The organism is Streptomyces sp. NPDC002835, assembly GCF_053591995.1.
This window is the reverse complement of the sequence record NZ_JBSFUW010000034.1, coordinates 1-17,944: the sequence shown is the minus strand read 5'-3', so window position 1 is coordinate 17,944 and position 17,944 is coordinate 1. Positions and strand designations below refer to the sequence as shown.

General features: G+C 73.4%; 18 protein-coding genes. 9 read left to right on the top strand and 9 right to left on the bottom strand.

The annotated features are described in order from the left end of the window. Positions 1-134 precede the first annotated feature (134 nt). On the bottom strand, positions 135-824 hold the full coding sequence (locus tag ACWD01_RS28675) for an aspartate/glutamate racemase family protein (RefSeq protein WP_451165692.1): 690 nt from the start codon (positions 822-824) through the stop codon (positions 135-137). A gap of 90 nt (positions 825-914) precedes the next feature. Between ACWD01_RS28675 and ACWD01_RS28670 the strand changes: the two genes are divergently transcribed. Continuing rightward, the gene (locus ACWD01_RS28670; RefSeq protein ID WP_451165691.1) at positions 915-1,796 is read left to right on the top strand and encodes an NAD(P)H-binding protein; all 882 of its coding nucleotides are present in this window, start codon (positions 915-917) and stop codon (positions 1,794-1,796) included. A gap of 6 nt (positions 1,797-1,802) precedes the next feature. Here the strand turns inward: ACWD01_RS28670 and hutI are convergent, their stop codons facing one another. The 4 genes from hutI to hutU all read right to left on the bottom strand — a co-directional run bounded on the left by hutI (position 1,803) and on the right by hutU (position 7,424). Next, entirely contained in the window at positions 1,803-3,050 is a 1,248-nt protein-coding gene (hutI, locus tag ACWD01_RS28665; protein WP_451165690.1) for an imidazolonepropionase, read from the bottom strand. Positions 3,051-3,085: 35 nt separating this feature from the next. Next, positions 3,086-4,423 (bottom strand): formimidoylglutamate deiminase, encoded by a 1,338-nt coding sequence (locus ACWD01_RS28660; RefSeq protein WP_451165689.1) that lies wholly within the window; start codon positions 4,421-4,423, stop codon positions 3,086-3,088. After that, positions 4,414-5,619, bottom strand: a complete 1,206-nt coding sequence (locus ACWD01_RS28655; protein ID WP_451165786.1) for an allantoate amidohydrolase — start codon at positions 5,617-5,619, stop codon at positions 4,414-4,416. The genes ACWD01_RS28660 and ACWD01_RS28655 overlap by 10 nt, the downstream gene beginning before the upstream one ends. 68 nt (positions 5,620-5,687) lie before the next feature. Continuing rightward, entirely contained in the window at positions 5,688-7,424 is a 1,737-nt protein-coding gene (gene hutU / locus ACWD01_RS28650) for a urocanate hydratase (RefSeq protein WP_451165688.1), read from the bottom strand. Positions 7,425-7,533: 109 nt separating this feature from the next. On the opposite strand from hutU, the gene ACWD01_RS28645 reads away from it, so the two are divergent. The 6 genes from ACWD01_RS28645 to ACWD01_RS28620 all read left to right on the top strand — a co-directional run bounded on the left by ACWD01_RS28645 (position 7,534) and on the right by ACWD01_RS28620 (position 11,743). After that, positions 7,534-8,850: a diaminopimelate decarboxylase gene (locus ACWD01_RS28645; RefSeq protein WP_451165687.1), complete on the top strand. Its 1,317-nt coding sequence runs from the start codon at positions 7,534-7,536 to the stop codon at positions 8,848-8,850. Between the two features lie 68 nt (positions 8,851-8,918). After that, entirely contained in the window at positions 8,919-9,383 is a 465-nt protein-coding gene (locus ACWD01_RS28640) for an SRPBCC family protein (RefSeq protein ID WP_451165686.1), read from the top strand. A gap of 209 nt (positions 9,384-9,592) precedes the next feature. Next, a complete protein-coding gene (locus ACWD01_RS28635) occupies positions 9,593-9,991 on the top strand; it encodes a hypothetical protein (protein ID WP_451165685.1) in 399 nt (132 codons plus the stop codon). Next, positions 9,988-10,764, top strand: coding sequence for a transcriptional regulator (locus tag ACWD01_RS28630; protein ID WP_451165684.1), 777 nt, complete (start codon positions 9,988-9,990; stop codon positions 10,762-10,764). The genes ACWD01_RS28635 and ACWD01_RS28630 overlap by 4 nt, the downstream gene beginning before the upstream one ends. Positions 10,765-10,843: 79 nt before the next feature. After that, positions 10,844-11,230, top strand: coding sequence for a roadblock/LC7 domain-containing protein (locus ACWD01_RS28625; RefSeq protein WP_451165683.1), 387 nt, complete (start codon positions 10,844-10,846; stop codon positions 11,228-11,230). 141 nt (positions 11,231-11,371) lie between these two features. Then, the gene (locus ACWD01_RS28620; protein WP_356894236.1) at positions 11,372-11,743 is read left to right on the top strand and encodes a hypothetical protein; all 372 of its coding nucleotides are present in this window, start codon (positions 11,372-11,374) and stop codon (positions 11,741-11,743) included. 13 nt (positions 11,744-11,756) lie between these two features. Here ACWD01_RS28620 and ACWD01_RS28615 read toward each other — a convergent pair whose 3' ends face one another. The 3 genes from ACWD01_RS28615 to ACWD01_RS28605 form a co-directional block, all read right to left on the bottom strand. Continuing rightward, positions 11,757-12,323: a hypothetical protein gene (locus ACWD01_RS28615; protein ID WP_451165682.1), complete on the bottom strand. Its 567-nt coding sequence runs from the start codon at positions 12,321-12,323 to the stop codon at positions 11,757-11,759. 102 nt (positions 12,324-12,425) lie between these two features. Beyond that, on the bottom strand, positions 12,426-13,262 hold the full coding sequence (locus tag ACWD01_RS28610) for a MurR/RpiR family transcriptional regulator (protein WP_451165681.1): 837 nt from the start codon (positions 13,260-13,262) through the stop codon (positions 12,426-12,428). A 313-nt stretch (positions 13,263-13,575) separates the two neighbouring features. Next, positions 13,576-13,971, bottom strand: coding sequence for a glyoxalase (locus tag ACWD01_RS28605; RefSeq protein ID WP_451165680.1), 396 nt, complete (start codon positions 13,969-13,971; stop codon positions 13,576-13,578). Between the two features lie 143 nt (positions 13,972-14,114). On the opposite strand from ACWD01_RS28605, the gene ACWD01_RS28600 reads away from it, so the two are divergent. Further along, positions 14,115-14,534: a hypothetical protein gene (locus tag ACWD01_RS28600; protein WP_451165679.1), complete on the top strand. Its 420-nt coding sequence runs from the start codon at positions 14,115-14,117 to the stop codon at positions 14,532-14,534. 338 nt (positions 14,535-14,872) lie between these two features. Here ACWD01_RS28600 and ACWD01_RS28595 read toward each other — a convergent pair whose 3' ends face one another. Further along, the gene (locus tag ACWD01_RS28595) at positions 14,873-16,258 is read right to left on the bottom strand and encodes a cystathionine beta-synthase (RefSeq protein ID WP_451165678.1); all 1,386 of its coding nucleotides are present in this window, start codon (positions 16,256-16,258) and stop codon (positions 14,873-14,875) included. 351 nt (positions 16,259-16,609) lie between these two features. On the opposite strand from ACWD01_RS28595, the gene ACWD01_RS28590 reads away from it, so the two are divergent. Further along, a complete protein-coding gene (locus ACWD01_RS28590) occupies positions 16,610-17,623 on the top strand; it encodes an SGNH/GDSL hydrolase family protein (RefSeq protein WP_451165784.1) in 1,014 nt (337 codons plus the stop codon). Positions 17,624-17,944 lie beyond the last annotated feature (321 nt).

Here is a 17,944-nt window from a genome sequence, read left to right as displayed (position 1 = left end):
CACTCAACTCGACACCCCGGTCCGACTCTTGAGCTTTCAACGACTGCCCCCGAAGAGGACGCTACCGGGCGAAATCCCAATACGACAGGGAGCGTCACGGTTCTTCTGGCGCGTACGTGTCCGGCCGTGCGCCCTCAGGCGAGCGCGGCCGCGACGGCCGCCTCGGCGTGCAGCCGGGTCGTGGGGAACACCGGGACCGGGCTGTCGTCCGCCCCGATCAGCAGCTCGATCTCGGTGCAGCCGAGGACGACGCCCTCGGCCCCGGAGTCGACCAGCTCGTCGATGACCTGCCGGTACGCGGCCCGCGACTCGTCACGCACGACGCCGAGGCACAGCTCCTCGTAGATCACCCGGTGCACCAGCGCGCGCCCTTCGGCGTCGGGCGTGAGGACGTCGAGACCGTGCCCGGCGAGACGTCCTCGGTAGAAGTCCTGCTCCATGGTGAAGGCGGTGCCCAGCAGACCGACGCGGCTGAGGCCGGCGGCCCGTACGGCGTCGGCGGTGGCGTCGGCGAGATGCAGCAGCGGCACGCGGACGGCCGCCTCGACCTGTCCGGCGACCTTGTGCATGGTGTTGGTGCAGATCAGCAGCAGATCGGCGCCTGCGGCCTCCAGGCCCCTGGCCGCCTCCGCCAGGATCTCGCCCGCGTGCTCCCACTCCCCCGCGGACTGCAGCTGCTCGATCTCCGCGAAGTCGACGGAGTGCAGGACGCACCGCGCCGAGTGGAGGCCGCCGAGCCGGTCCCGTACGAGCTCGTTGACGAGCCGGTAATACTCCGCGCTGGATTCCCAGCTCATGCCGCCGATCAGCCCGATGGTTCGCATCCGCCCACTGTCGCATGTCGCGCGGCGTGAACCCGGGGCGGTTGACGAGACTTGGGCCGACACCGGCCGGACCCAGGGAAGGACACCGCCATGGCCCCAGTCATCGCAGTCACCGGAGCGAGCGGCCGCGTCGGCGGCCGGGTCGCGCGCCGGCTCTCCGGTGCGGACGCCGCGACACGGCTGATCGGCCGCGACCCGCGCCGGCTGCCCGAACTGCCGGGCGCGGTGCCCGCACAGCCCGCCGAGTACGGCGACGGAGAGGCGATGCGGCGGGCGCTGGACGGCGCTCAGACCCTGTTCCTGGTCTCCGCGCACGAGTCGCCGGACCGGGTGAAGGAGCACTGCACCGCGGTGGAGGCGGCGGTCGCGGCGGGCGTCGAACGGATCGTGTACGTGTCGTTCACCGGCGCGGCGCCGGACGCGACGTTCACCTTCGCCCGCGACCACTGGCACACCGAGCAGTACATCCGCTCCTGCGGGGTGCGCCACACCTTCCTGCGGGACAACCTGTACCTGGGCGCGCTCCCGGCGATGACCGGCTCCGACGGCGTGCTGCGCGGACCCGGCGGCCAGGGCCGGGTCGCCGCCGTCGCCCACGACGACATCGCCGACTCGGCGGCGGCCGTGCTGCTGGACGGCACCCGCACGCACGACAGGGTCGTGTACGACCTCACGGGGCCGGCCGCGTTCACCCTCGCGGAGGCCGCCCGGGCCCTGAGCGAGGTCTCGGGCCGCGACGTCACCTACCACCTGGAGTCCCGCGAGGAGGCGTACGCCTCCCGGGCCGGCTACGGCGCCGAGGAGTGGGAGGTGACGGGCTGGGTCACCTCGTACGAGGCGATCGCCGCCGGCGAGATGGCGGGCGTCTCCGACGCCGTCCCCCGGCTGACCGGCCACCCGGCCCAGGGCCTGCGCGACTACCTGGCCGCCCACCCGAGCAGCTGGCGCCATCTGCTGCCGGGCGCGCCGTAGGGCCCGCTAGACGGCTCTGCGGCCCGCCCGCCAGACCTGGTTCACCAGGGGGACGCCCGGACGGTAGGCCAGATGGACATGGCTGGGGGCGTCGAGGAGGACGAGGTCGGCGCGGGCGCCGGGGGCGAGGCGGCCGACGTCCGTGCGGCGCAGGGCCGCCGCGCCGCCGGCCGTCGCGGACCACAGGGCCTCGTCCGGGGTCATCCCCATGTCCCGTACGGCCAGGGCGATGCAGAACGGCACGGAGGACGTGAACGACGAGCCCGGGTTGCAGTCCGTCGACAGGGCGACCGTCGCGCCCGCGTCGAGGAGCCGGCGGGCGTCGGGCCACTGGGCGCGGGTGGAGAACTCGGCGCCGGGGAGGAGCGTCGCGACCGTCGAGCCGTTCGCGAGCGCGTCGACGTCGGCGTCGGTGAGGTGGGTGCAGTGGTCGGCGGACGCGGCGTCCAGCTCGACGGCGAGCTGCACGCCGGGGCCGTAGGTGAGCTGGTTGGCGTGCACCCGGGGCAGCAGGCCCTTGGCCCGGCCCGCCGTGAGGACCGCCCTCGCCTGGTCGCCGTCGAAGGCGCCCTTCTCGCAGAAGACGTCCACCCAGCGGGCGTGCGGGGCGCAGGCGTCGAGCATCTCGCCGGTGACGAGCGCGACATAGGCCGCCGGGTCGTCGGCGTGTTCGGGGGACACGATGTGGGCGCCGAGGAAGGTGACCTCGTCGGTGTGGCGGGCGGCGATCCGCAGGGCGCGGGCCTCGTCCTCGACGGTGAGCCCGTAGCCGGACTTGGTCTCCATGACCGTGGTGCCCTGGCGCAGGGCCTCCGCGAGATAGCGGGCGACGTTGGCGTCGAGCTGTTCGTCGGTCGCGGCGCGGGTGGCGGCGACGGTGGTGCGGATGCCGCCCGCGGCGTACGCCTGCCCGGACATACGGGCGTTGAACTCGGCGGTGCGGTCCCCGGCGAACACCAGGTGCGAGTGGGAGTCGACGAAGCCGGGGATCACGGCCCGGCCGCCGGCGTCGAGCCGGTTGTCAGTGGCGGGTGCTTTGCTTTTCTCACCGACCCAGACGACGCGGTCGCCGTCGATGACGACGGCCGCGTCCTGGATCAGTCCGAGAGGGGTTCCGTCACCGAGGGAGGGGTCGTTGGTGACCAGGCTGGCGATGTTGGTGATGACGGTGGCCGTCGCCGCGACGGCGCTGTTCGTCGTCGCGGGGGCGGGCGTCGCCGGGGCGTTGTTCGTCGTCTCGTGGCCGCTGCTCATGATGCGGGGGGTCTCCTTCAGCCGTGCGGTGCGGTTCAGCGGTGCAGGGCGGCGATCGCGTCCGTCAGGGCCCGTGCCGCGTCGGGGACGGCGGCATGGACCCCGTCCCGTACGATCTGGCGGCCGCCCACGACCGTGTGGCGCACATCCGCTGCCGACCCGGCGAATACCGCTGTCTCAGCTGCCAGACGCGGCGGCGGTCCCGCTGTCCTGACGGTGTCCAGCGCGAGGGTGGTGAAGTCCGCGAGCGCGCCGGGTTCGAGACGGCCCGCCTCGTGCCAGCCGAGCGCCGCGTGCCCGTCGGCCGTGGCGGCCCGCAGCAGGGCCGCCGCCGTCCAGTGGCCGCGGGTGCGCGAGCGCAGGCGCTCGTCGAGCTCCATGGCCCGCGCCTCCTCGAAGAGGTCGATCACCGCATGGCTGTCGCTGCCGAGGGACAGGGAGGAGCCCGCCGCCTGGAGGGCGGGGGCGTGCCCGATGCCGTCGGCGAGGTCGCGCTCGGTCGTCGGGCACATGCAGGTGCCCGTCGTCGTGCCGCCGAGCAGCGCGATGTCGTCGTCCGTGAGGTGCGTGTTGTGGACGCCGGTGGTGCGGGCGCCGAGGACGCCGTGGTCGGCGAGCAGCCGGGTCGGGGTGCGGCCGTGCGCGGCCCGGCAGGCGTCGTTCTCCGCGGTCTGCTCGGAGAGGTGGACGTGCAGGGGCGCGTTGCGGGCGGCCGCCCAGGCGGCGACGGTCGGCAGTTGGGCCGCGGGCACGGCGCGTACGGAGTGGATCGCGGCCCCGATGCGTACGTGCTCGCCGTCCTTGAGGCCGTCGGCCCGCTCGGCCCACGCGTCGGCCGTGCCGTCGCTGAAGCGCAGCTGGTGGCGGTCGGGGGCCTTCCCGAAGCCGGCGGAGAGGTACGCGGTGTCGAGGAGGGTGATCCGGATGCCGGCCTCGCCGGCCGCCGCGATCAGCGCCTCGCCCATCGCGTTCGGGTCTGCGTAGGGCACGCCGCCCGGCGCGTGGTGCAGGTAGTGGAACTCGCCGACGGCGGTGATGCCGGCGAGCGCCATCTCGGTGTAGGTCGCACGGGCGAGCGCGAAGTACGTGTCCGGCGTGAGCCGGTCGGCCACGTCGTACATGACCTCGCGCCAGGTCCAGAAGGTCCCGGAGCCGACCTGCACCGTGCCGCGGAGCGCACGGTGGAAGGCGTGGGAGTGGGCGTTCGCGAGGCCGGGGAGGGTCAGCCCGCGCAGCACCTCGGCGCCCGGCGGCGGGGTCTCCACCCCGCCGCGTACGGCGGTGACGCGGCCGTCCGCCACGTCGAGGGCGACGCCCGGTTCGACGTGGGCGCCGAGCCAGGCGTGTTCCAGCCAGTAGGTGGTCACCTGCACGCCAGGCCCTCCAGTACGTCGGCGAGTGCGAGCACCCCGGCCACGCAGTCGTCCTCGGCGGCCGACTCGGCCGGGGAGTGCGAGACCCCGGTGGGGTTGCGTACGAACAGCATGGCGGTCGGGACGGACGTGGAGAGGATTCCCGCGTCGTGTCCCGCTCCCGTGCCGAGCACGGGGACGGCGCCGCCGAGGATCTTGTTCAGCTCGTCCCGCAGGGCGTGCTCGAACTCGATCACGGGCGTGAACGACTCGCGTACGACGGCGAGGTCCACGCCGTCGCGTGCCGCGCGCTCCCGGGCGGCCTGCTCGACGGCGGCGACGACCGTGTCGAGGGTGGCCTGGTCGGGGGCGCGGGAGTCGAGCCAGCCGCGGACGAGGGACGGGATGGCGTTGACGCCGTTCGGCTCGACGGAGACCTTGCCGAAGGTGGCGACGGCGCCCGCGAGTTCCGCCTCGCGGCGGGCGGCGAGCACGGTCTCGGCGTACGTCAGCATCGGGTCGCGCCGGTCGGCGAGCCGGGTGGTGCCGGCGTGGTTGGCCTCGCCGGCGAAGTCGAACCGCCAGCGGCCGTGCGGCCAGATCGCGGACGCGATGCCGACGGCGTCGCCGGTCAGGTCCAGGGCGCGGCCCTGCTCGACGTGCAGTTCGACGAACGCGCCGATACGGGCCAGGCGTTCGGGGTCGGGCCCGATGGCGTCCGGGTCGTATCCGGCCGCCTCCATGGCCTGCGGCAGGCTGATGCCGTCGGCGTCCTCGAGGTCGTACGCCTTCTCGCGCGTCAGCTGCCCGGCGGCGAGCCGGGAGCCGACGCAGGCGAGCCCGAACCGGGCGCCCTCCTCGTCACCGAAGTTGGCGACGGCGACCGGGCGGGTGAACTCCGCACCCCTGCGGCGGAGTTCGTCGATCGCGGCGAAGGAGGACACGACCCCGAGGGGGCCGTCGAAGGCGCCGCCGTCGGGGACGGAGTCGAGGTGCGACCCGGTGACGACGGCGTCGCCGGCGGTCACGTCCTTGTATGTCGCAGCGCCCAGCCAGGCCCACTGGTTGCCGTTGCGGTCGACCTCGCAGGCGAGCCCGCGCCGCGCGGCCTGCGCCTCGAACCAGGCGCGGCAGTCGGCGTCGGCGGCGGTCCATGCGTAGCGGCGGTAGCCGCCGCTACCGCTGTCGCGGCCGACGGGGCGCAGGTCGGCCCACATCTCCTGGAAGGACGGCGGGTTCCCCCCGGCCCCGTCCCCTCCCGGGGCCGGCGCTCCGCGAAGGTCGCTCACGCGCCGTCACCCTCTCGCATGGGGATGCGCACGCCGCGCTCCGAGGCCACCGCGTCGGCGGAGTCGTATCCGGCGTCGACGTGCCGGATGACGCCCATCCCGGGGTCGTTGGTCAGCACCCGGCGGATCTTCTCGCCCGCGAGCTTCGTGCCGTCCGCGACGGACACCTGGCCCGCGTGGATCGAGCGGCCCATGCCGACGCCGCCGCCGTGGTGGAGGGAGACCCAGGACGCGCCGGACGCGACGTTCACCATCGCGTTCAGCAGCGGCCAGTCCGCGATCGCGTCGGAGCCGTCGAGCATCGCCTCGGTCTCGCGGTACGGGGAGGCGACGGAGCCGCAGTCGAGGTGGTCGCGGCCGATGGCCAGCGGGGCCGCCAGCTCGCCGCTCGCCACCATGTCGTTGAAGCGTTCGCCGGCGCGGTCGCGCTCGCCGTAGCCCAGCCAGCAGATCCGCGCGGGCAGGCCCTGGAAGTGGACCCGCTCGCCGGCCATCTTGATCCAGCGGTGCAGGGACTCGTTTTCGGGGAAGAGGTCGAGCATCGCCTTGTCGGTCTTGGCGATGTCCGACGCCTCGCCCGACAGGGCCGCCCAGCGGAAGGGGCCCTTGCCCTCGCAGAACAGCGGCCTGATGTACGCCGGGACGAAGCCGGGGAAGGCGAAGGCCCGGTCGTATCCGGCGAGTTGCGCCTCGCCGCGGATCGAGTTGCCGTAGTCGAAGACCTCGGCGCCCGCGTCCATGAAGCCGACCATGGCCTCCACGTGCCGGGCCATCGACTCGCGGGCGCGGGTGGTGAAGCCGGCCGGGTCCTTCGCCGCGTAGGCGGCCATGTCGTCGAAGTCGACGCCGACGGGCAGGTAGGAGAGCGGGTCGTGGGCCGAGGTCTGGTCGGTCACGATGTCGATGGGCGCGCTCTCGGCGAGCATCCGGGGCAGCAGTTCGGCGGCGTTGCCGAGCAGGCCGATGGAGAGGGGGCGGCGGGCGTCCCTGGCCTCCACGGCGAGGGACAGCGCGTGTTCGAGGGAGTCTGCGCGCACGTCCAGGTAGCGGTGCTCGATGCGGCGCTCGATGGCGCGCGGGTCGCAGTCGACGCAGATGACGACGCCGTCGTTCATGGTGACGGCGAGCGGCTGGGCGCCGCCCATGCCGCCGAGGCCGGCGGTCAGCGTGATCGTTCCGGCCAAAGTGCCGCCGACCCCTTTGCCCATTGAATGCAGCTTGGCGGCGACGGCGGCGAACGTCTCGTAGGTGCCCTGGAGGATGCCCTGCGTGCCGATGTAGATCCAGGACCCGGCGGTCATCTGGCCGTACATGGTCAGGCCGAGCTGTTCGAGGCGGCGGAACTCCTCCCAGTTCGCCCAGTCGCCGACCAGGTTGGAGTTGGCGATGAGGACGCGCGGGGCCCACTCGTGGGTCTGCATGACGCCGACCGGACGGCCGGACTGGACGAGCATCGTCTCGTCCTGCTTGAGGGTCCGGAGCGTGCGCACCATCGCGTCGAAGGAGCGCCAGTCGCGGGCCGCCTTGCCGGTGCCGCCGTAGACGACGAGCTTGTCGGGGTGCTCGGCGACCTCGGGGTCGAGGTTGTTCTGCAGCATCCGGAGGGCGGCCTCCTGCTGCCATCCCAGGGTGCTCAGCTCGCTGCCGCGCGGTGACCGTACGGGGCGAGAACCAATGGGCGGCCCGGAGGGCCTCGGTTGAGGGTGGCGGTGGGAGACGGGCGGGACTGACATGGCGATGCCTCCTCGCGAGAATGTGTCGATTTTCTATTCACATAGTCGCTTTCTGAATAGATGTAGTCAACAGCTGCGGCGCGACCCGCCGGATGATTGGCTGGCCGGCATGACTGCCGACCGCCGTGATCTGGCCGTGAGAGCGGCCGTGGAACAGGGACTTCTCACCGAGGAACAGCCCGTGACCGCCCTCCTCGACGTGGCGGGTATCCGCTCGTCCGTGGCGGAGCTGCGGGCCGCGTTCACCGCCGTCACCGACGCACCGGTGCTGCACGCCTTCGCCGTCAAGGCCGCCCCGCTGGTGCCCGTCCTGGCGCTGCTCCACGCGGAGGGCATGGGCGCGGAGGTCGCCAGCCCCGGGGAGCTGGCCCTGGCACGGGCCGCGGGACTGCCGCCGGAGCTGATCGTGCTCGACTCCCCCGCCAAGACCGCCGCCGAGCTGCGGGAGGCCCTGGACCTCGGCATCGCCGTCAACGCGGACAACTGGCAGGAGATCGCCCGCATCGACGCCCTGCTCGGCGCGGGACCGTCCGCCTCACCACTGGGCCTGCGGGTGAACCCCCAGGTCGGGGGCGGTTCGATCGGAGCCCTCTCGACGGCCACCCCGACCTCCAAGTTCGGCGTCGCCCTGTGCGACGAGGGCGCCAGGGACCAGGTCGTACGCGCCTTCCTCGACCGCCCCTGGCTGACCCGGCTGCACGCCCACTCCGGCTCCCAGGGCATGCCGCTGGCCCGGATGACGCAGGGCATCCTCGCGGTGTACGACCTCGCGGAGGAGATCAACGCGGCGGCGGGCCGGCAGCAGATCGACACCGTCGACATCGGCGGCGGCCTGCCGGTCAATTTCGCCTCCGACGACCACACGCCCACCTTCACCGAGTACGCCGCCCTGCTCAAGGAACGCGTCCCCGGACTGCTCGACGGCAGATACGGCCTGGTCACCGAGTTCGGCCGTTCGCTGCTCGCCAAGCACGGGACGGTCCTCGCCCGGGTCGAGTACGCCAAGACGGCCGGGTCCAGGCCGATCGCGGTCACCCACGCGGGCGTCCAGGTCGCCACCCGCACCGTCTACGACCCGCTGTCCTGGCCGCTGCGCATCACCGCGTACGACGCCAAGGGCCGGCCCAGGACGGGCCCCGGGGTCGAGCAGGACGTCGCGGGCCCGGCCTGCTTCGCCGGCGACCTGCTCGCGGAGCGGCGCTCGCTGCCGCGACTGGAGGCGGGCGACGTCATCGCCGCGCTCGACACCGGCGCGTACTACTTCTCCAGCCACTACGGCTACAACAGCCTGCCGAGGACCGCCGTGCACGGCTTCACCGCGGGACCCGACGGCGGGGTGCGGTTCGCCGCCGTGCGGGAGGCCCAGAGCGTCGAGGCCATCGTCGCGGAGTCCGGCGGCGCGCAGCGGGACGCACTGCTCGGCTGACCACCGGGCGAAACCGGACGTCCCGCGCAACAGGCGCGATTGTCACAGGCCGGTGCTTCCATGGACGCATGACTACCAAGAGCGTCGTCGTCGAGCGCCTGATCCTGGCGCCGCCGGAGACCGTGTGGCGCGCACTGACCGACATCCAGGGCTGGGAGAGCGTGCTCAGCGGCGTGGAGCGGATCGAGGTGCTCTCCAGCGGTCCCTTCGGCGTGGGCACCCGGTGGCGCGAGACGCGGCGGATGATGGGCAAGGAGGCCACGGAGGAGATGTACGTGACGGCCTGCGAGCCTCCCGAGCGCTATGTCGTGGAGGCCGATTCGCAGGGCGCGCACTACGTCTCGGAGTTCAGGCTGCTGACGGCGGGGCCGGAGACGACCACGGTCCGGCTCTCCTTCGGCGCGGAGCCGCCCGGCGGCTTCATGGGCGTGCTCGCCAAGCTCCTCGGCGGCCTCGGCGCCAGGGCGGTGCGCAAGGCACTGGCCGGCGATCTCGACGACGTGGCCGCCGCCGTCGAGCGCCGCGGCGCCTGACCCGGGCACCCGACCGGGGCGTCCCCAGCAGGCCGCCACGGGCGCTGTGGCCGCCACCCGTTCCGAAGGGACGCGTGGCGGACCTTAACGGGCGTGGGCATGTTCCGCTGGAAAATGCCAGAACTGCCCCCCAGAGGAGGCACGTTGAGTAACCTCTCCGTCACTGCCGCGTTCGTGCGCGGCACACCGAGGCGGGGAGGGGAGTCCGCGTGCCCGGAATCGACGAGTGTCTGCTGCAAGCCATGGTGGTGCCGGGGGCCCGGGGAGCCTCCATCGTGGACTGGACCAGCGGGCTCGCCCTCGGCACCGTCGGGGAGACCCCCGGCGGCGACCACGAGGCGACCGCGGCGGAGACGGCCGAGCTCGCCAGGATGGCCACCGAGTACCCGACCTTCGCGCCCGACGAGACCTCCGAGTCCGGGGCCAAGGGGTTACCCGTCGAGGACCTGATCGTCACCACCCGCACCGGCTACCACGTGATGCGGTTCGTGGAGACCACATTCGACAGCAGTGTGTTCCTGCATCTGTGGCTCGACCGGGACACCGGGAATCTGGCGCTCGCCCGGCTGCGCCTCGCGGACCTCGCAGAGCGGCTGGTCCTCGGATGACCGCGGCGGCCAGGGCCGTCTCCCCCATGCTCGTACGGCTGGCGGAGGAACGGGCCACCGGCGTCCTGGTCCGTGACCACGGCGTCCTCTACCTCGCCGACGGCGAGGTGGTGCACGCCGAGAGCCCGGCCGCCCCCGGCCTCGACGTCCTGCTGACCGCTGGCGGCCACCTGGCGCCCGAGGGCTGGGAGGAGGCCGTCGCCAGGGCCGGCGCACGCCGCGAGGTGGCGCGCTTCCTCGTCGAGAGCGGCCGGGTCACCGACGGCGCTTTGGAGATCTGCCACCTCGGCGCCCTCCACGACGCCGCCTTCTTCGCACTGGCCCCCGGCAGCGGGCCGACCCGTTTCCGCTACGGCGTCGCGCACTGGATCGGCAGGGTGCGTCCCGTACCCGCCGCGGCCGTCGTACGGGAGGCGCGGCGGCGGCGCGGCCTGCTCGACTCGGTGTGGCCGCACCCCGAGGTGGACACCGCGCCCCTGCGGCGCCGTCCGCGCGGCCACGGCGCGTGCGTCGCCACCCGCCGGCAGCGGACGCTGCTGGAGCTCGCCGACGGTGTGCGCACCCCCTCGGCGATCGCGCGGGCCGCCGGCCGGCCCGCCTTCAACACCCTGGTCGAGGTACGGCGGATGGCGGCCGCCGGGCTCGTCGAGACGCCCACTACCCCGGAAGCGCCGACCCCGGCCCCCCTGCCCGACTGGGTCGCCGGCTTCTCCGCCGACCCGGACATCGCCCTGTTACGCCGACTCCGCGACGCTCTGGAGGCAAGCCTGTGACACACCGCACGACCCACCGGGCCCTGCGCACACCGTCATGAGGCGCGCTTTGCGGCAGCGTGCCGAGAGGAGACAGCTCATGACGGCCGAGACCGAGGTGCTCGGTGAACTCAGAAGGCTGCGCGCCCGCGTCCCGCAGCTGACCGGTGTGCTCGCCGCGAGCGTCGACGGCCTGGTACTGGCGACGGACACCGCGGAGGCCGAGAGCGTCGCGGCCCTCACCGCCGCCGCGCTCGGAGTCGCGATGCGGCTGACCGAGACCACCGGACAGGGCGGCTTCAAGGAACTGCTCGTCCGGGGCGAGGCGGGCTACGTCGCCACCTACGCGGCCGGCTCGTCGGCCGTGCTCACCGTACTGGCCGAGCCGCGCATCAACGTGGGCCGGCTCCATCTCGAGGCCCGCCGCGCCTGCACCCGCATCGGGGCGCTGGTGGACGCGGCCCTCGAACGACCGCAGGAGGCCTGACAGATGGCCGCCGACGCCCCCACGGATCCCCCCGCGCGAAACCGCGCCGCAACCCCCCGCACCACGACCGCCCGCACCGGATCCAACGCGAGAACCAACGCCAGAACGACAACCGACCGACGGAAGGAACGTGCGCCTGCCATGGCCAACACCGAGACCGCGCTCAAGGAAGCAACCACCATCGAGGGCGCCATCGGCGCCGCCCTCGTCGACTACACCAGCGGCATGGCGCTGGGCACCATCGGCGGCGGCAAGGACCTCGACCTGACCGTCGCGGCCGCGGGGAACACCGACGTGGTCCGCGCCAAGGTCCGCACCATGGAGCACCTGGGCCTCAAGGACGAGATCGAGGACATCCTGATCACCCTCGGCTCGCAGTACCACCTGATCCGCCTGATGAAGAGCCGCGGCGCCAACGGCCTCTTCCTGTACCTGGCGCTGGACAAGGACCGCGCGAACCTGGCGATGGCCCGCCACCAGCTGAAGAAGATCGAGTCCGAGCTGGAGGTCTGAGCCGGCCCGCCCGTCAGCTCCGGCGACGCCGTGCCCCTCCGGGCGCGGCGTCGCCGGCGGCGATCCCCGTCGTACGGAACCCCTTGACCGGCTTGCCGACCGCGCCCTTGGCCACCCAGTCGGTACGCATCCACAGCAGCGTCTCCTCGGCGCGCTCACGGCGGCCCAGCCACACGGCCTTGAGCCACAGGCCCGCCCCGGCGCCCGCGAGCACCGCTCCGCCCGCGGCCGGCAGGACCAGCGAGCTCGCCAGGGCGGCCAGGAAGGCGAGCAGCAGCCACCAGCGGCGGGCCCGCCGCACCCCCCGCAGCGTCACCCGGCGGTCCTGGAGCACGTCGTGCCGTCCGGCACGGGTCGCACAGCCCGCCAGATGCGTGTACCGGCGGCGCCTGGCCAGGGCGACCGCGGCGGCGGTGACCAGGAACAGCGCGGCGCCGGTCAGGACGCCGATACGGCGTCCGGTGAGCCCGGGCAGCAGCAGCCCCGTACCGGCGGCGACAACCCCCAGCCACCACAGGGGCGCCGCCCCGGCTCTCACGACCACCGCCACCCGCGCCAGCGACTGCGTCCCGCGCCCCACGTCCGTGCTCCCTCCGAGAGATCGAATGCTGTGGGCGGGGAGATTAGCGGCCGTATCTGAACGCCGTCTGAGAAACGGCCCGATCCGTCCGGACGCGTCCCGTCACTCCGCGAAGAGACCGCGCTCCGCCGCCTGCGCGTCGAAGTCCTCCAGGCGGGCCTGCGCGTCCGGCAGTCCGTCGCACAGCGCCTCCAGCAGGACCCGCCCGAGCAGCATCGGCGCGCACGCCGTGTCGAAGGCCAGACCGGTGCCTACGGCCGCCGGGATCAGCAGATCGCTGTGGGCGGCCACCGGGGCGAACGCCGAGTCGGCGACCGTCACCACCGTCAGACCGGCCGACCGCGCGTACGCCAGGGCCTCCACGACCTCCTTCGGGTGGCGCGGCAGGGCGAAGCACAGCAGCGTGCTCGCCCCGGCCCGCCGCGCCGCGCCGATCCGGTCGGCGAGCATCGAGCCGCCCTCGTCGAGGAGCCGTACGTCCGGGTGCACCTTGGCCGCGAAGTAGGCGAACCCGCGGGCCTGCGACGAGGCGGCCCGCAGCCCCAGTACCGGCAGCGGCCGGGACGCCGCGAGCAGCCGGCCGGCCCGCTCGACGGCCGCCGGCTGCGCGAGCATCTCGGCGAGGTGCCGCAGATTCTCGATCTCGGCGTGCACGGCCTGCTGGTACTCGTTGTACGTGTCGCCGTCGTCCGGCGTCTCCGGCGGGACGACCTCGCGCAGATGCCTTCTCAGCGCGGGATAGCCGTCGAACCCGAGCGCGACGGCGAAGCGGGTGACGGACGGCTGGCTGACCCCGGCCAGCTCCGCGAGCTCCACGCTGGACAGGAACGGCACATCGGCGGCCCGGCGCACCATGCAGTGCGCGATACGGCGCTGGGTGGGTGTGAGCCGATGCCCCTCGAACAGCTGCTGCAGTCGTGCGGCAGGGCTGTCGCTCATGCCATCCCCCTCGTCCGGCGCACCTATTCAGTCAACAAGAACTCTGCATGACGATATGCAGCCGGGGCAAGCGCTTCCCCGGCCGCCCGGTATGCGCCGGCGGGCGACGCCGGTCGCACCTGCCGATCAGCCGGGCAGCGTCCCCGCCGGCGGCCGCAGGAACGACAGGACGCGCGGCGCCCCTTCGTCACGCCGGCACAGGACCCGGGCGTCCGTCCCACCTGGCGGCGCACTCGACCACGGCCCGCACCGTGGCCGGCAGCAGCCGCTCCCCCGTGTCGTGCCTCTGGCCCCCTCGGTCACTTTGACGCGGTCATGCCTGTGGGTGCGGTTCCAGGAACTCCAGCCGGTTGCCGACCTTGTCGTAGGCGTAGAAGCGGTCGTGGCCGGGAAAGGCGTCGTCCCACGTCACCTCGTGGCCGGATGCCTCCAGCCGCTCGGCGAGGTCCCGCAGGGAGTGGACCAGGATGCCGGGGTGCGCCTTGCGGGCGGGGGAGAAGTCCTGCTCGACGCCGAGGTGGACCTCGAGGCCGCCGCCCCGGAACCAGCAGCCGCCGCGGGCGGCCAGCACCGGCGGCTTCTCCAGCTCGGCCATGCCGAGGACGCCTCCCCAGAAGCTCCGGCACAGCTCCTCGGCGCCGGGCGGGACGGCGAGCTGCACATGGTGCAGACCGCGGAAGGTGTGGTCGGCGGTGTCCCCGGTGCTCATGGCGGTCTCCCCCTGTGCCCCTGTGAATCCTTGAACCCGTGCAGGCTGCCACAGCCGCCCGGCGCGGCTCCAGTTGTCCCCGGGGGCAAGACGGGTGCTACCCCCACTGACGCGGCGGCCCCGCCGGCCGTAGCTTCGGTCTCATGGAAGCCCGCGACCCTGAGCTCAAGAAGGAGCTCGACGCCACCCTGCACGCCCGCCGCGATCTGGGGGAGGAGTACGACTCCGCGCTCGTCGAGTCGTTTCTCGAGAAGGTCGAGCAACGACTCGACGCCACGGTCGACCGCCGCGTCCGGCGTCAGGTCGCCGAGCAGCGGACGGCCGCGGCACGCGCCCCCGGGCGGCAGCGGTCCGGCGACAACTTCGGCGAACGCTTCGGATTCGGCATCGTCACGATGATCCTCGCCGTCCCGCTCTCGGCGATCGGCGTGGCCAACGCCGGCCTGGCCGGCCTCGTCGTCACCTGGCTCGGCATCGTCGGCGTGAACGTGGCCCACGCGGCACACGCCTGGCCCTGGCAGCAGCGCAAGTCCCGTGACGCCGGGTCCGACTGGAGCGACTGACCGCCCGTCACGGGCCGACGGCCGCGTGCACGGGGCGCGAGGACTGTACGCGGGGACCGCCGCACCCCCGGCCCGAAGGCCGGGGGCCGGGACGACAGCGGTCCCCGCGTGGGACACGGGCCGGGTCAGGACCGGCCTGCCGTGTCCGGGGCGTCCGTGGAGTCCGGGAGCCGCTCCGGAAGTCCTGTGACGCCGCCAGTGGCGCCGGCCGGGATACCTGCCCGGTCCCCCCGCCGACATCCATCACTGTGCCGGACACGTGTTAAGCGGGTGCTGCGCGGACGTGACGCGCTCGTACCTATTGCGCGCCCATTGCGGATACGGACGTACGGACCGGACTACTTGGCGCCCTTGGCGAGGAACGCCAGCAGGTCCTGACGGCTCACCACACCCGTCGGCTTGCCCTCGACCAGCACGATCGCCGCGTCCGCCGAGCCGAGCACCGACATCAGGTCGGCCACCGGCTCGCCGGAGCCGACCTGCGGCAGCGGGGCCGACATGTGCTTCTCCAACGGGTCGCCCAGCGACGCGCGCTGCGTGAACAGCGCGTCCAGCAGCTCCCGCTCGACGACGGAGCCGATGACCTCCGCGGCCATCACGTCCGGGTGACCGGCGCCCGGCTTGACGATCGGCATCTGGGAGACGCCGTACTCGCGCAGCACCTCGATGGCCTGGCCGACGGTCTCCTCCGGGTGCATGTGCACCAGGCTGGGGATGCCGCCGTGCTCCTTGTCGCGCAGGACGTCGCCGACGTTCGAGGCCCCCTCGCCCTCGAGGAAGCCGTAGTCGGCCATCCACTCGTCGTTGAAGATCTTGCTCAGGTAGCCGCGGCCGCTGTCGGGCAGCAGCACGACCACGACGTCGTCGGGGCCGAGCCGCTCGGCGACGCGCAGCGCCGCGACGACCGCCATGCCGCAGGAGCCGCCCACCAGCAGGCCCTCCTCCTTGGCGAGGCGGCGCGTCATCCGGAAGGAGTCCTTGTCGGACACGGCGACGATCTCGTCGGTCACGGTCCGGTCGTACGCGGACGGCCAGAAGTCCTCACCCACGCCCTCGACGAGGTACGGACGGCCGGAGCCGCCCGAGTAGACGGAACCCTCCGGGTCCGCGCCGATGACCTTGACCTTGCCGTCGCTGACCTCCTTCAGATACCGCCCGGTGCCGGAGATCGTGCCGCCGGTGCCGACGCCGGTGACGAAGTGCGTGATCCGCCCGTCCGTCTGGTCCCACAGCTCGGGACCGGTGGTCTCGTAGTGCGAGCGCGGGTTGTTCGGGTTGGAGTACTGGTCGGGCTTCCAGGCTCCCGGCGTCTCCCGGACCAGCCGGTCGGAGACGTTGTAGTACGAGTCCGGGTGCTCAGGGTCGACGGCCGTGGGGCACACGACGACCTCGGCCCCGTACGCACGGAGCACATTGATCTTGTCGGTGGACACCTTGTCCGGGCAGACGAAGATGCACTTGTAGCCCTTCTGCTGGGCCACGATGGCAAGTCCGACGCCGGTGTTGCCGCTCGTCGGCTCGACGATCGTGCCGCCGGGCCGGAGGGCGCCGCTCTCCTCCGCCGCCTCGATCATCCTCAGCGCGATCCGGTCCTTCACCGACCCGCCGGGGTTGAAGTACTCGACCTTGGCAAGGACGGTCGCCGAAATGCCTGCGGTCACGTTGTTCAGCTTCACCAGCGGGGTGTCGCCGACAAGACTGATCATCGAGTTGTGGATACGCACAATGTTCTCCGGGGTCTCCGTGATGGTTCGCCCAGCGTAAGCGGGCGGACGCGGGATTGGGCGACGGTTGCTACGGGGCAGTTAGCTGTAGGGCCCTTGTTCCGGATCAGGCCGGATCAGTGAGCGGGGTCCGGTGCGTGCAGCTGCAAGGCGGAGGAAGGAGTCCACGCGGAGCGTCGGCGACTGACGACAACGCAGCAGATGTGCGTGCCGGGGCACGCGAGCCCGGTCCGATCCGGAACAAGGGCCCTACGTACGGCGACGAGGCCCGCGAGGGCCGCGGCCCCCCAACGAGGCGGCCGCGGCCCCGCGGGCTGCGAGGAGGTGGCTCGGACTGTGTCGAGAGCGAGGGTGGCGCGGCGCATCGCGGCCGGCGCGGCATACGGCGGGGGCGGCATCGGGCTGCTCGGAGCGGCCGGACTGGGCCTGGTCATGGCCGAAGTCCACCTGGCGAAACGCACGGTGGGCGGGGGCCGTGCCCCGATCCCGCCGCGCGGCGACGGTCTGTACGGGCTGGCCTTCGGCCGGGAGAACCCGCTGCGCCTCGGCATCCTCGGCGACTCGACCGCGGCCGGCCAGGGCGTCCGCCGTGCGGGCCAGACGCCCGGCGCACTGCTGGCCTCGGGCCTCGCGGCGGTGGCGGAACGCCCCGTGGAGGTCCGCAACATCGCGCTCCCCGGGGCGCAGTCCGACGACCTGGAGCGCCAGGTCACCCAGCTCCTCGCGGACCGGAGCCGGACACCGGACGTCTGCGTCATCATGATCGGCGCGAACGACGTCACCCACCGGATGCCGCCGACCCAGTCCGTGCGGTACCTGGCCTCCGCGGTACGCCGGCTGCGCACGGCGGGCACCGAGGTCGTCGTCGGCACCTGCCCCGACCTGGGGACGATCGAGCCGGTCTACCAGCCCCTGCGCTGGATGGCCCGCCGCGTGAGCCGGCAGCTGGCCGCGGCGCAGACCATCGTGGTCGTGGAGCAGGGCGGGCGCACGGTCTCGCTGGGCGACCTGCTGGGCCCCGAGTTCGCTGCGAACCCGCGGGAGATGTTCGGCGTCGACAGCTACCACCCGTCGGCGGAGGGGTACGCGACCGCGGCGATGGCGGTGCTGCCGACGCTGTGCGCGGTGCTCGGCCTGTGGCCGGAGACGGACGCGCTGGACGCGGACCGGGACGAGGGCATGCTGCCCGTGGCGCGGGCGGCCGCGACGGCGGCGTCCGAGGCGGGTACGGAGGTCACGGGGGCGCGCGCCCCGTGGGCCCTCCTCAAGCACCGCCGACGCCGCCGCCTCCCCGCGACGACGGACGCGCCGCCGTCCACGACGTCGTCCGCGCACCCGACGGAGGACCGGGTGGGTCCGACGTGAGGGTTGGGGCGCGTTGCCGCTGCGCGGGCCTGTTCCCCTACCCGCCCCTTCTCGAGACCGGGCTCCGCCCGGGCCCGCGCCTCAAACGCCGGCGGGGCTTGAACGTGCCGGTCTCGTCGGGGCTCCGCCCGGGCCCGCGCCTCAAACGCCGGCGGGGCTGGGACTTGCCGGTCCCGTCGGGGCTCCGCCCCGAACCCCGCGCCTCAAACGCCGAGGCTGACAGAGTCAGCCCGGCCTGGGGGTACTCCCCCTACGCCTGGCGGCGTGGGAGGTGCCCCCACCCACGGCCGCCAGGCCGTAGGGGGAGATTGAGGCCACCGC

What these genes read in the sequence shown, in the direction of transcription:
- ACWD01_RS28675 (WP_451165692.1), bottom strand. Translation starts at nt 824, where the DNA reads ATGCGAACCATCGGGCTGATCGGCGGCATGAGCTGGGAATCCAGCGCG.
- ACWD01_RS28670 (WP_451165691.1), top strand. Translation starts at nt 915, where the DNA reads ATGGCCCCAGTCATCGCAGTCACCGGAGCGAGCGGCCGCGTCGGCGGC.
- hutI (WP_451165690.1), bottom strand. Translation starts at nt 3,050, where the DNA reads ATGAGCAGCGGCCACGAGACGACGAACAACGCCCCGGCGACGCCCGCC.
- ACWD01_RS28655 (WP_451165786.1), bottom strand. Translation starts at nt 5,619, where the DNA reads ATGTGGGCCGACCTGCGCCCCGTCGGCCGCGACAGCGGTAGCGGCGGC.
- hutU (WP_451165688.1), bottom strand. Translation starts at nt 7,424, where the DNA reads ATGTCAGTCCCGCCCGTCTCCCACCGCCACCCTCAACCGAGGCCCTCC.
- ACWD01_RS28645 (WP_451165687.1), top strand. Translation starts at nt 7,534, where the DNA reads ATGACTGCCGACCGCCGTGATCTGGCCGTGAGAGCGGCCGTGGAACAG.
- ACWD01_RS28640 (WP_451165686.1), top strand. Translation starts at nt 8,919, where the DNA reads ATGACTACCAAGAGCGTCGTCGTCGAGCGCCTGATCCTGGCGCCGCCG.
- ACWD01_RS28630 (WP_451165684.1), top strand. Translation starts at nt 9,988, where the DNA reads ATGACCGCGGCGGCCAGGGCCGTCTCCCCCATGCTCGTACGGCTGGCG.
- ACWD01_RS28625 (WP_451165683.1), top strand. Translation starts at nt 10,844, where the DNA reads ATGACGGCCGAGACCGAGGTGCTCGGTGAACTCAGAAGGCTGCGCGCC.
- ACWD01_RS28620 (WP_356894236.1), top strand. Translation starts at nt 11,372, where the DNA reads ATGGCCAACACCGAGACCGCGCTCAAGGAAGCAACCACCATCGAGGGC.
- ACWD01_RS28610 (WP_451165681.1), bottom strand. Translation starts at nt 13,262, where the DNA reads ATGAGCGACAGCCCTGCCGCACGACTGCAGCAGCTGTTCGAGGGGCAT.
- ACWD01_RS28605 (WP_451165680.1), bottom strand. Translation starts at nt 13,971, where the DNA reads ATGAGCACCGGGGACACCGCCGACCACACCTTCCGCGGTCTGCACCAT.
- ACWD01_RS28600 (WP_451165679.1), top strand. Translation starts at nt 14,115, where the DNA reads ATGGAAGCCCGCGACCCTGAGCTCAAGAAGGAGCTCGACGCCACCCTG.